The sequence below is a fragment of the Planococcus sp. CPCC 101016 genome (assembly GCF_007859295.1).
GTDB lineage: Bacteria > Bacillota > Bacilli > Bacillales_A > Planococcaceae > Planococcus.
Window position 1 is genome coordinate 72991 of record NZ_VOHB01000002.1, and the last position, 12426, is coordinate 85416.

Sequence of the window (12426 nt, forward strand, 5' to 3'; positions counted from 1 at the left end):
GAAATGAAGAAGGAACTGAAGTTAAGGAGCAGACACTGTTGAAAAAGTGTCTGCTTTTTTCGCGTGTTCATTCCGCAAATAGGCGTCTTTCTTTTGCAGCGGCTCCAAGTGAGGTATAATGGACAGGCAAAAGCAGATAGGTACACTTAGGAAATATGATATAATTATTAAATTGAGGCAGAAACGGTGCGTTTTCGGTTGAACCTGGCTTTTTGTATTATTTGATCAGGAGCAAGCTGCACCTATTTGCAAATATACGGGATAAGGAAGGTTATAATGGACAACCAACAGAAAAGAAGAAACGTCATCTTAATCGGTGCCGGCGTCATGAGCGCGACTTTAGGATCTATGTTGAAAGAGCTGGCACCAGACTGGAACATTAAAGTGTTTGAAAAACTTGAAAAAGCAGGATCCGAGAGTTCCAACGAATGGAACAATGCGGGAACTGGACACGCTGCACTTTGCGAGCTTAACTATACACCGCAGCAGCCTGATGGCTCTGTTGATATCAAAAAAGCGATCAGCATCAACGAACAATTCCAGCTTTCAAGACAGTTCTGGTCTTTCCTTGTTGAAAATAAACGCATCAGCAATCCACAGGATTTTATCATGTCGATTCCCCATATGAGTATGGTACAAGGAGAAGACAATGTCCGATTCTTGAACAAGCGGTTTGAAGCCTTGTCGACAAGTCCTTTATTCAAGGGAATGGAATATACGACGGATCCTGCAAAATTGAAACAATGGATTCCACTTATCATGGAAGGCCGTACTTCAACTGACGCGATTGCGGCTACAAAAATCGATTCCGGGACTGACGTTAACTTCGGTGCGTTAACGGAAATGATGTTTGATCACTTGAAAGAACAGCAAGTGGAGATGAATTACAAACATGCAGTCAAAGACATTAAACGCAGCAGCGACGGCATGTGGGAAGTAAAAGTGCAGGATTTGGAAAACGATAAAATCGAATACCACAGCGCTGACTTTGTTTTCATCGGCGGCGGCGGCGGAAGCTTGCCGTTACTGCAAAAAACAGGGATTCCAGAATCCAAGCACATCGGCGGATTCCCGGTAAGTGGGATGTTCCTGGTCTGCAACGATCCTGAAATCGTCGAGAAGCATCATGCAAAAGTATACGGAAAAGCGAAAGTCGGAGCTCCTCCGATGTCAGTGCCGCATTTGGACACGCGCTTTATCGACAATAAGAAATCGTTATTGTTCGGACCATTTGCTGGATTTTCTCCGAAGTTCCTGAAAACCGGATCGAATATGGATTTGATCGGATCTGTAAAACCGAACAATGTCTTCACGATGCTTGCTGCGGGAGCAAAAGAAATGTCATTGACGAAATACCTTGTCCAACAGGTCTTGCTGTCCAATGAAAAACGCGTGGAAGAATTGCGCGAATTTATCCCGACAGCCAAACTTGAGGACTGGGATGTAGTTGTAGCGGGCCAGCGTGTGCAGGTCATCAAAGATACAGATAAAGGCAAAGGAACATTGCAGTTCGGCACAGAAGTGGTTACAGCTGCCGACGGTTCGATTGCTGCCTTGCTGGGGGCTTCTCCAGGTGCATCTACGGCTGTTCATGCGATGCTCGAAATCTTCAAAAAATGCTTCCCGGGTGAAGTAGGCGGCTGGGAACCGAAAATCAAAGAAATGATTCCGTCTTACGGAGTTTCATTGTCTGAAAACCCAGAGCTTTTTGAAGAAATTCACGCTTCAACAGCAAAAACACTTCAATTGGACGAAAAAAGCCCAGTAGGAATATAAACGCCGTAAAGTATTTAATTTATTCAGAGCTCTTCTCATTGATTCCGATGAGAAGGGCTTTTTTTATTGACAGGACTGTATAAGCTTGTATACAGTCTGAACAAAGGATTTTAGAAGCAACCAGAAGGATCAGCCGACAGAGAAAAAGACAGTTGCCGGGATAGCCGTGAATGAAAAAGCCCTGCCAAGTGACGAAAAGGAGTTGTTGAAGATGAAGAAAACCAATAACTATATCGATGCTGTATTTACAGATGAGGATCCGCTGTTGAAAGAGGTCATCTCTTCCATTGAAGAAAATGGCATGCCTTCGATTTCAGTTTCTCCCTCATCAGGCAAGTTTTTAACGATGCTGGTATCGATCTCAAGCGCCTCCAATGTATTGGAGATTGGGGCTCTTGGAGGCTATAGCGGTATTTGTCTGGCCAGAGGATTCGCCGGTAAAGAAGAGAAATTAATTTCTCTTGAGCTCGAAGAGAAGTATGCAGAACTGGCACACAGCAATTTAACAAAAGCAGGTTTCGGCGATCAAGTTTCCTACATGACCGGAGAGGCTTTAGAGAGTCTGAAAAAGCTGAAAGATGAAAATCGAAAGTTTGATTTTTTCTTTATCGATGCAGACAAAGAGAACTATGAGAACTATTTGAACGACTGTCTCAAGCTGGCAGAACCCGGTGCCTTGATTGTGGCGGACAATGTACTTGCACGGGGAACAGTAGCCGATGATGCGGCCGGAGTCAGCCGCCATACAGACGTGATGAAAGCATTTAATCTACTCGTGGCTAATCATCCTCAACTGGAGTCTTTGTTGATTCCGATTGGGGATGGACTGACTTTATCAAAAGTAAAAAAATGAAAAAGAAGCATGTCTGACGTTCAGACATGCTTCTTTTTGGGTAAATCTATAGAAATTTTATTTGAAAAACGGTGTTTTTTTCAAGGCGATGGCAACTGGAATTGCGATAATCAATCCAACGGTGTTTTGAACGAGATTGCCGGGAATCGAAGCGGCCGGAATGATCCAGCTGCTGAAGATGATGGCTTCTCCGATGTAGTAGATAGCAACCATAAAAGGAATCGAAATAACGGCTGCTAAAATATTGAACGCTGTGCTGCCGCCTTTTCTGCCGCCTGACCAGGCGATCTTTCCAACCAGGTAACCCTGCAAACCACGTGCCACTATGGTGATCGGCGCCCACAAGGTCCAGCCGGAAACTAAATCAAACAGGCCCATACCGACTGCTCCTGCAATCAGCCCTTTCTTAGGGCCGAATAGAATCGCGATAATGAAAAGCATAGCTGTGCCGAGGTGGACAAGCCCGCCATTTGCAGCAATCGGAAGACGGATATTCAACAATAAAGTAGCAACAAAGACAAGTGCAATGGCCATGGAAGTTAAAATCAAATCAAAAGTGCGGGAATTAGCCGCAGGTGAGTAGCTGGTTGTTTTTTGCATCGTCGGTAACCTTCCTATCTGTTCTTTTTCAGATAAGATTAGCAGAGGTGTGGACTAGTTAAAAGCGTCAATTCCGAACAAAACTTAGGGGTCAGTTTGACTTTTTCGTTTTTACAAGCCACTTAAAACAAGTGAGATTGAAAAAACACTTCAAGCGGACAATTTTGGATATACAAGATGTGGGCCGTATAGTAGCACCACAGGACGTAACTGGTTTCCGGAAATTCTATAGAAATTTTGTTTTTTCTTCATACCAGAAGTAGCAATTCAAGGTCCATAACTTCACCTGTCACTGTCTTCTTACTAAATTATTTATAAAGCAAAGCCCGGCTGTATATGGAAAGTTCCATATGCAGCCGGGCTATTAGTTGAGATCTTTAAATCAAACTACAGGTTCTCCATGAACAATTTCCATGATGTTTCTATCCGTAGCTTTGACAGCGCCGGCTTTGCTGAGTTTGATTGCTTGTCCTTCTTCAAGGTTCGTGAATACGACAGGCGTAATGATTGATGCCGCATGTTCAGCAATGTAATCCAAGTCCATTTCCATGAGAAGCTGTCCTTGTTCTACCAGATCGCCTTGTTCAATATGTGAAGTAAAGCCTTCGCCTTTCAGATGGACCGTATCAATACCGATATGGATCAGTATTTCCGTCCCGTTATCAGCCGCGATGCCAATGGCATGTTTGGTAGGGAAGACTGTCACAACTTTTCCGTTTACTGGAGAAAAGACTTTTCCTTCTGTCGGTTTGATTGCAAAACCGTCGCCAACCATTTTGCCGGAGAATACCTGATCAGGTACTTCTGAAATCGGCAGGAGTTCACCGGTAATCGGGCTATTGAATTCCAATGGCGTAGCTGCTGCACCAGAATTTTCAGTTGGGGCCGCTGTTTTTTCAGCTGGTCGTGGTGCTTTTCCATTGATAATGTCCTGCATTTGTCCACGCAGGCTATCCGATACAGGTCCGAAAATGGCTTGGATGTTATTGCCGACTTCCATGACACCAGAAGCGCCAAGTTTTTTCAATCTGTTTTTATCGACATTGCCTTTATCGGCAACGCTGACACGCAAGCGTGTAATACAAGCATCAAGATGCGTAATGTTTTCTTGTCCGCCCATAGCTGCAAGAATTTCGTATGGCAAGTCGCCGACTTCACCTGTTTCTTCGTCGCCTTCTTCATCTGCTTCACGCCCAGGCGTCATCAAATTGAATTTCTGAATAGCAAAACGGAAACCGAAGTAGTAGATGACCGAGAAGACAAGACCGACCACAATGACCCAGAACCATTCAGTTCTGCCAGGCAGTACCCCGAAGAGCAGGAAATCAATCAGTCCACCGGAGAATGTCATCCCGATTTTGACATTAAGTATGTGCATTGTCATGAACGACAGACCTGCGAAAACCGCATGGATACCGAACAATACAGGAGCTACAAACAAGAAAGAGAACTCAAGAGGTTCTGTGATTCCCGTAAGGAACGAAGTCAAAGCACCTGAAAGCATGATGCCTCCGACAATTTTCTTTTTCTCCGGGCGTGCACAATGGTAGATCGCAAGTGCCGCAGCCGGAAGGCCAAACATCATGAATGGGAATTTACCGGTCATGAATGTTCCAGCAGTAAAGTCAACACCATCCTGCAATTGAGCGAAGAAGATGCGTTGGTCACCGCGGACGATTTCGCCTGCCGCGTTTGTATATTGGCCGAATTCAAACCAAAACGGCGAGTAGAAGATATGATGCAGACCGAAAGGAATCAATGAACGTTCAATGGTTCCGAATACAAATGCTGCAAGCGTACGGTTCGTTTCCAACATGAAGTGGGAAAGTGCATTTAAACCGGTTTGCGCAAATGGCCAAACCATGAACATAACAATTCCAAGAAAAACAGCAGAGAATGCAGTGACGATTGGAACGAAACGCTTTCCTGCAAAGAAGCCTAAAAACTGCGGCAACTGGATGTTGAAGAATTTATTGTACATAAAGGCAGCTAGTACACCGACGATAATACCGCCGAATACACCTGTTTGAAGCGTCGGAATTCCCAATACATTGGCGTATGCCGGGTCAGTGGTCATCTCAAGGGTAATTCCACCGAACGCTTTCATCGTGACGTTCATGATCAAGTAACCGATGATTGCAGCGAGGCCCGCTACTCCATCACCACCGGCAAGACCGATTGCGACACCTACAGCAAACAGTAAGGGCAAGTTATCGAAAATAACGCCGCCGGCTTCCGCCATAACGAATAATAATGACTGAATCCAGTCAGCTCCCATAAACGGAACCGCTTCCAAAAATGATTCTTGTGCAAAACTTGTACCGAAAGCCAATAGAATACCGGCAGCAGGTAAGAGTGCAACCGGCAGCATAAGTGCTTTACCGACTTTTTGCAAAGTACCGAACAGATTGAATGACATGTAATTTCCTCCTAGGTAGTTCGAATATGAAACAGGCCAATTGAAGACACAAAAAAGGCATGAGCAAGAAAAGGAAAAAGTCGATAAAAGGACAGTTTTGTCCTGTTGGTCAACTTTTGCATCTTTTCATACTCATGCCTGATCGAATCAGTAACACGTATGGTCAGAATTTATGTGTCAAGCGCTGCAGATGAATGGTCAAATACATGACTTCTGCTTCATCTACGGGCTTATTCAATTGGTTTTGCATGACTTTAATGAGCTTCCAAGCAAGATTATAGCACACGGGATATTCACTTTTCAACATAGCCGCCAATTTATTTTCTTCTCCCAGCGGAGCTCCTTTATCGGCGCGGTCGATGGCGCGGTGAAGGTGCTGAATGAGGCGGTGGTAATCGATATTGTCTTTTTCCAATTGGATGTCCAGGTTGTCTTCAATGATTTTCACCATTTTTGAAAGCAAGGCATGGTACCGGTTGATATCGCGCAGAGATTTATCGGTAACAGCACTATGGACATGGAGGGCGATAAAGCCCACTTCGCCTTCCGGAAATGAAACCCCGGTCCGCTCCTCTACTTTTTGGACGACATCTTTGGCTACCAGGTATTCTTTCGGATACAGCGATTCGATTTCAAATAAAAAAGGATTGGAAAATTGAATTCCTTTTTTAGCCCGGTTAATGGCAAATGCAATATGGTCTGTCAGGGCGACGTGGATGTGTTCGTTTAATTCCTTGCCCATTTTTTCCTCAATGAAAAGAAGCAGCTCGTGGATGAAGGCGATCAGTTTCTCTTCAATATAAGGAAGCAGGTTGACGTATTGCTCCATTTCTTTTTCGTCTTGCAGCAAAAATGTTTTGTCTGCTTCGTCAAAAGGAACGGAATCTCCCTTTTTTCTATTAAAGCCAAGGCCATTGCCGATCAATACGACTTCTTTATACGTATCATTATGGGCAATGACGACATTATTATTCAATATTTTTTGAATGGTCAAAATCTGTTTCATTTGAGCCTCCATCTGCTGCCGGATTTTATTGCCGGACTGACCACTATGAATAAACGATTTTACTGGGCCATTTAGCGTAGCATTCATTTGCCATGAAGAAAATCTGAGAATTCTTCTTTGGCTTATTCTAACATTTCTCATCACTCTGTAATAGTTATTAATGCCTCTAGCAATAGGGATTCATTGAGTTTAAAAAAAGCAACGCGTATACTGAGTCTAGATCAATTGGATTTAATCATCAGGAGGTAATCGAGTGGCAATCAACCCTAAAGCCGTCTTTTTGGATATGGACGGGACCATTTTAAATCATATGAACAAAGTAAGCATGGAGACAAAAGAAGTTATAGATGAACTGCGAAGCGAAGGGATCTTCGTTTTTGTAGCGACTGGCAGATCTGCTGATGAAGTGGCAGAAATGCTTCCGGAAGGATTTGCTGTGGACGGCATCATCACCGCAAACGGCATGGCCGGTTACATCGGAGAAGAAGTAGTATTTGAGCATGCGCTGCCGATGGAGTTGGTGGAAACCGTGTTATCGAAAGCGCGGGAACGCAAAATTTATTATGAGCTTTTCCCGCACAGAAAACCACGGTTGGTGCTGGAGCGGGATCGAGCGTTTGTTGAAGCGGCCGTTCGGGATCCAAAGCCCGAGTCCGTACAGATCAATGAATGGATTTCACGCCAAAAAGCGATTGAAGAAGAAATTGAGTGGACAGATGAAATAACGGAAACCCACTTTTCCAAGTTTTATTTCTTCGCCAGAACGCGTAAGGAAATCAATGATTGGAAAATCGAACTGAAGCAGCTGCAAAAAGACATGAAGTTTACAATGACCCCGTCTTCTCCGCATAACGCTGAAGTGATGGTCGCTGACGTCAGCAAAGCATCGGGAATCGAACAGATGCTGGAGCGGTTCGGCTTGACCGGCTGCGAAACCTTGGCGATTGGAGACAGCGATAACGACGTTAAGATGTTCGAATACGTCAGCTATGCGGTTGCCATGGAAAATGCACATGACCACATCAAAGCTTTGGTGGATGAAGTAACTGAGTTTAACTGCGATGAAAATGGTGTTTATCATTATTTGAAATCAAAGGTATTGGCTAGTATCGATACGAAAGCGTCAAAAGCTTAGGGTGATAAGAAAATTAAAGAATCTTCGTTTATGTGTATTAAGCATATGCGGAGGTTCTTTATCTGTTTTATACAGTTAGTTACTTTTTGAAATCTGCTCATCTTCGCAAAGTTGGATGAGGAGGGCTATCATAACCAGTAATGCACAAGAAACCCATGAGGAATTTGTTTGGCAAATCTTATTCATGGAAATAAGTAAAGAATAAAAGAATTTCTCTTGTTTGGCTGTTGAAGTAACACAATTCAAACACTGAAAGAAAACGAACTTTTCAACGCCTGCTTCTAACTTTTCCTCTATTAATGCACTGACAAAAAATAAAGAGATAAAACAAATGAAGGGAGGCGGTCATTATTTCTTCCGACTGGTGGATTTCTTTTCAATGGTGGAACACAGTCAGCAACTTGTTCTTGCTGACAAACACCGTGTTGGCTTTTTTTATTCTGTTCAGTGAACGGAAAAGAGCCACTTCCAAATGGGCTTGGATTATGACCTTGTTTTTCCTTCCGTTTGTTGGATTCCTGCTATACCTGTTATTTGGTTTGCCGCATAACAAAAGGAAAGGGAAACACGCCACTGCTTATTCAAACCCTGAAATCCGAGATCTTTCAAAAGGGCAGCTAGCAGAAATTGATCAAGGCTCTTTCGAGTTTCCTTCAGTGGTCGCTGAAGAATGGCAAGCTTTAATCCGACTGAATGCAAAAAGTAAAATGGCACCGCTCACTCATAACAACCGCCTCCGCATTTATACTGATGGCAAGCGGAAATTTGATGCATTGATTAAAGATATCGAAAAAGCCGAGAATCATATTCATCTTGAATATTACCTTTTGAAGAACGACGAAATTGGCAATCGCCTGCTTGATTTGCTGATAGAAAAAGCAAGCCATGGCCTTGAAGTTCTCGTTCTTTACGACGACCTTGGATCAAAATCACTGCCCAACAATTTTTTTAAGGAGTTTTTTCGGTCGGGCGGAAAAGCTGCTGCCTCGCTGCCTTCCAGATTGCCCTTTACGAATCCGCGGCTTAATTACCGTAACCATAGGAAAATCGCCATCATAGACGGAAAAATGGGCTATATCGGCGGATTTAATATTGGAGATGAGTATCTGGGGAGAAACGGGCAGTTCGGTTATTGGCGGGACACGCATCTGCGAATTGAAGGAACGGCTGTTCATTTTTTGCAGCATCAGTTTTTAACTGACTGGAACCAGGCGACTCAAGAACATCCTGTTTTCTACGACGAGCGTTATTTTCCTTCTGCAGAGACGATCGAAGGAGCGGCGATGCAAATTGTAGCAAGCGGACCAGATGAACCGGTCGATCAAATAAAAAATGGCTTTTTAAAGATGATTGCCCAGGCGCGTAAATCCGTGTATATTCAGACGCCTTACTTGGTCCCGGATTTAGCCATTCTAGATGTAATTCGTACGGCGTCATTGAGCGGCGTAGATGTCCGGATCATGATTCCCAGTAAAGCGGACCATTTATTCATCCACAGTGCCAGTCTATCCTATGCCAAAAATCTATTGGACGCTGGAGCAAAGATATATGCCTATGGAAACGGGTTTCTGCATGCTAAAACCGTAGTAGTGGATGGCATGATTTTTTCAGTGGGGTCTGCCAATATGGATATTCGCAGTTTTTCATTGAATTTCGAAGCAAATGCCTTTATCTATGATGCAGAGAGTGCAGAAGAAATGATCCGCATCTTCTTTTCGGATGTAACACTCTCTCAGGAGATCACGTCAGAATACTTTGAAAACCTATCGCTTTTCAAACGCTTCAAACTGCAGATTGCAAGGCTGCTTGCGCCTATTTTGTAAGGGAATTGGAAGTCTGCTCATAGACATCAAATAAATTCACAGAAAAAAACAGGCTATCGAGGATTTCTCAATAGCCTGTTTTTTCTATGATCTTTAATCAGCAAACTGAATCATTGGATTTAGGCACTGACAATCCGAACAATGGACGAAGGTACAAGGCAACAAATGTTCCAGCCAATGCCAGGATGCCCCAAATATACCCATGGAGGCTGAATGATGCAATGCCGCCGAAGTAAGCGCCTATGTTACAGCCGAATGCCAAACGGGCACCATAGCCCATCAACAGTCCGCCAATGACAGAAGCGAAGAAATTGCCCGTTTTCACTTTCGTGAACTTGAACAAGCCACCGGCTGCTGAAGCAAGGAATGCGCCGATGATGACGCCGAAGTTTAGAACCGTAGTGGAATCAGCAAAAATCGATGATTCGAGCATCGCTGCATTGGCGCCTTGCCAATAACCCCAGCTCGCGACATCAACCCCGAATAATGAAGCAATTTTTGAGCCCCAAAGAGCAAATGCAGAAGTAATGCCCCAAGGTGTTCCGCGAACCATCAATGTCAATGCATTCAACACAGCAAGAACAATTGCTGCAGCGAACAAAGGCCACGAGCCGCGGAAAATCCGTTTCCATCCAGTTGCGGAAGGGAGAGGCGCCATTTTTGGAGCGTTTCTCTTTTTCTCAATGGCCAAACTGATCAATGCAATCAACCCGAAAATCACAATCGATACTAACCAGGCGCCGCCATAACCGAGGCCAGTAGACGTTGCCAGAGAAATCGGTTCGAACGCTGGCATGTCTTCAGTCCAGAAAGGCAAGTGGTAAGCGCCAATGGTCGTTCCGATAATGAAGAACAGCAAGGTCACGAACATGACTGTCCGTCCTCCGCCAATTGCATACAAAGTGCCTGACGCACAACCGCCGCCAAGCTGCATGCCGATACCGAAGATGAAAGCACCAACTACCAAGCTGACGCCTACTGGTGAAACGTAACCGGCAACTCCGGTTCCGAAAAACGAATAGCCATATGCTAAAATCGGTGCAAACAAGGTGACAGCAACTGCGAGCATCAGCATATGCGACCGCATGGCCTGTCCGTTGCCGACAGATGCCAGACGCCGGAACGCAGAAGTGAAACCAAAACGTGCGTGGAATAATGTGTAGCCAAGCAATAGTCCAATGACCAGCAGGACGGGCTGTGCAATATGTTGAGTAGCCAGTAAATAAATCATCAATAGAGCCGCAACGACCAATCCGCCGACAATCAATGAAACCTGGGGACTGTTTAACGCTGTATCTTTTCGTACAACCGGATCTTTTGCATCGTTGACCGGCTGAACTCTTGTTACTGAAGTCATGAAATCATCCTTTTCTGAGTGAGTTAGTCGGGAATACTTGGTTATCATAATGCTTGAACCCTGCAGTGTCAATGAAATAAGCTCCAAAATAGCTAAGATAGAAAGCCTAACAAACATCTTGTAAGCTTTTCTGAAACTAGTTTTAGTTACTATCCTTTTTATATTTTCAACGAAAAAGACCCAAGATAAGTGACAAATAAACGCTTAACAACGAAAACTATGCCGCATGGGTGTATACTTGTAAAATAAGTAAAACAAGTGCGTGTTTGGAGGAAAACGGATGTTTAGCGATATTGCAGTAGATGAACTGATCCCTTTGAGTGAAAAGAATAAAATGGTGCTCATAGATGTGAGGTCACCATCCGAATATAAGAATTTCTCAATCCCAAACAGCATCAATATTCCTTTTTTCGATGATGCAGAGCGTGCGGAAATTGGCACTCTCTATAAACAGGTAAGTGTCGCAGCCGCCAAAGAGCGCGGCCTTGAAATCATATCAGCAAAGCTGCCCGAGTTTGTCCGGGAGTTTAGAGAGATCGAAGGCAATAAAACGGTATTCTGCTGGCGGGGAGGCATGCGCAGCCGGACAACAGCTACTTTGCTGTCACTGATGGATGTCCATGTTAACCGCCTGCAGGGTGGAATCCGGGAATACCGAAGATGGGTCCTCACGCAGCTCGAGCAACCCGAAGCTCCTTTTAAAGCCTATGTATTGAACGGCCTGACGGGCACAGGCAAAACAAGAATCTTGAAAGCACTTGAAAAACAGGGATATCCCGTCATCGATCTCGAAGGAATGGCTAACCACAAAGGTTCCATTTTCGGTCATATCGGTGTGGAACCCCATAACCAAAAAATATTTGATGCACTGTTTGTCCAGCAATTTCGGGAACTTGAAAAGGCGCCGTTTGTGCTGTTTGAAGCCGAAAGTGCACGAATCGGCAAAGTGGTCATCCCGAACTGGGTAACGGAACTGAAGGCCAACAGCGTCCAGCTCATCATCGACATGCCGATGGAGGAAAGAATCAAAGAAATCATCGAAGATTACCGTCCTGTGGAATATCAGGATGAGTGTATAGCGGCGTTCCAGCGGATTAAGACACGCATGCCATTGGATATTTCTAAGCGGATTGAAGAAGACTTGGAGACAGGTGAATTCTCATCTGCGGTACGCCTGTTGCTGGAGTATTACTACGATTCGCGTTATAAACATACCGGCCTTCAATATCCGGATCAGCAAAAGAAAGTGCTGCAGGTCCGAAACCTGGAAGAAGCCATCGAGGCCATCAAACAGCAGATTCCGGATATCGAGACGTCTCCGGCAATCTAATATAAGTAGTTCAACTAGTAAATTACAAAAAATCCCCTCAACTCTCTTGTTGAAGGGATTTTCTTCAGTTATTGAAGATGCCAAAGTGGTGAAGTTGATTAGCACCACCCAGTTAGAGATAATGGAA

Annotated in this window: 9 protein-coding genes; 5 read left to right on the top strand and 4 right to left on the bottom strand. The window is 44.3% G+C overall.

Annotation, left to right across the window (positions count from 1 at the left end):
- The first annotated feature begins 276 nt into the window (after positions 1-276).
- Both FQV26_RS00390 and FQV26_RS00395 read left to right on the top strand, forming a co-directional pair.
- Entirely contained in the window at positions 277-1776 is a 1500-nt protein-coding gene (locus FQV26_RS00390) for a malate:quinone oxidoreductase (RefSeq protein ID WP_146555403.1), read from the top strand.
- Between the two features lie 211 nt (positions 1777-1987).
- Positions 1988-2629 (top strand): O-methyltransferase, encoded by a 642-nt coding sequence (locus tag FQV26_RS00395; protein WP_146555404.1) that lies wholly within the window; start codon positions 1988-1990, stop codon positions 2627-2629.
- 57 nt (positions 2630-2686) lie between these two features.
- Here the strand turns inward: FQV26_RS00395 and FQV26_RS00400 are convergent, their stop codons facing one another.
- From FQV26_RS00400 to glcT, 3 genes are all read right to left on the bottom strand, one after another.
- Complete coding sequence (locus FQV26_RS00400) at positions 2687-3229, bottom strand: ECF transporter S component (protein ID WP_146555405.1); 543 nt, start codon at positions 3227-3229, stop codon at positions 2687-2689.
- 382 nt (positions 3230-3611) lie between these two features.
- The gene (gene ptsG, locus FQV26_RS00405) at positions 3612-5648 is read right to left on the bottom strand and encodes a glucose-specific PTS transporter subunit IIBC (RefSeq protein WP_146555406.1); all 2037 of its coding nucleotides are present in this window, start codon (positions 5646-5648) and stop codon (positions 3612-3614) included.
- 163 nt (positions 5649-5811) lie between these two features.
- Positions 5812-6654, bottom strand: a complete 843-nt coding sequence (gene glcT, locus FQV26_RS00410; protein ID WP_146555407.1) for a glucose PTS transporter transcription antiterminator GlcT — start codon at positions 6652-6654, stop codon at positions 5812-5814.
- A 253-nt stretch (positions 6655-6907) separates the two neighbouring features.
- Here glcT and FQV26_RS00415 point away from each other — a divergent pair, with 253 nt between their 5' ends.
- Both FQV26_RS00415 and cls read left to right on the top strand, forming a co-directional pair.
- Positions 6908-7789, top strand: coding sequence for a Cof-type HAD-IIB family hydrolase (locus FQV26_RS00415; RefSeq protein ID WP_146555408.1), 882 nt, complete (start codon positions 6908-6910; stop codon positions 7787-7789).
- 407 nt (positions 7790-8196) lie between these two features.
- The gene (cls, locus tag FQV26_RS00420; protein ID WP_315898427.1) at positions 8197-9612 is read left to right on the top strand and encodes a cardiolipin synthase; all 1416 of its coding nucleotides are present in this window, start codon (positions 8197-8199) and stop codon (positions 9610-9612) included.
- Positions 9613-9709: 97 nt separating this feature from the next.
- Here cls and FQV26_RS00425 read toward each other — a convergent pair whose 3' ends face one another.
- Positions 9710-10969: a YeeE/YedE family protein gene (locus FQV26_RS00425; protein ID WP_146555410.1), complete on the bottom strand. Its 1260-nt coding sequence runs from the start codon at positions 10967-10969 to the stop codon at positions 9710-9712.
- Between the two features lie 280 nt (positions 10970-11249).
- On the opposite strand from FQV26_RS00425, the gene mnmH reads away from it, so the two are divergent.
- A complete protein-coding gene (gene mnmH, locus FQV26_RS00430) occupies positions 11250-12299 on the top strand; it encodes a tRNA 2-selenouridine(34) synthase MnmH (protein WP_146555411.1) in 1050 nt (349 codons plus the stop codon).
- The last annotated feature ends 127 nt before the right edge of the window (positions 12300-12426 follow it).

Bases quoted from the DNA above. Each gene is read 5' to 3' on its own strand.
- ptsG (WP_146555406.1), bottom strand. From the start codon at position 5,648: ATGTCATTCAATCTGTTCGGTACTTTGCAAAAAGTCGGTAAAGCACTT.
- FQV26_RS00425 (WP_146555410.1), bottom strand. From the start codon at position 10,969: ATGACTTCAGTAACAAGAGTTCAGCCGGTCAACGATGCAAAAGATCCG.
- glcT (WP_146555407.1), bottom strand. From the start codon at position 6,654: ATGAAACAGATTTTGACCATTCAAAAAATATTGAATAATAATGTCGTC.
- mnmH (WP_146555411.1), top strand. From the start codon at position 11,250: ATGTTTAGCGATATTGCAGTAGATGAACTGATCCCTTTGAGTGAAAAG.
- FQV26_RS00395 (WP_146555404.1), top strand. From the start codon at position 1,988: ATGAAGAAAACCAATAACTATATCGATGCTGTATTTACAGATGAGGAT.
- FQV26_RS00400 (WP_146555405.1), bottom strand. From the start codon at position 3,229: ATGCAAAAAACAACCAGCTACTCACCTGCGGCTAATTCCCGCACTTTT.
- FQV26_RS00390 (WP_146555403.1), top strand. From the start codon at position 277: ATGGACAACCAACAGAAAAGAAGAAACGTCATCTTAATCGGTGCCGGC.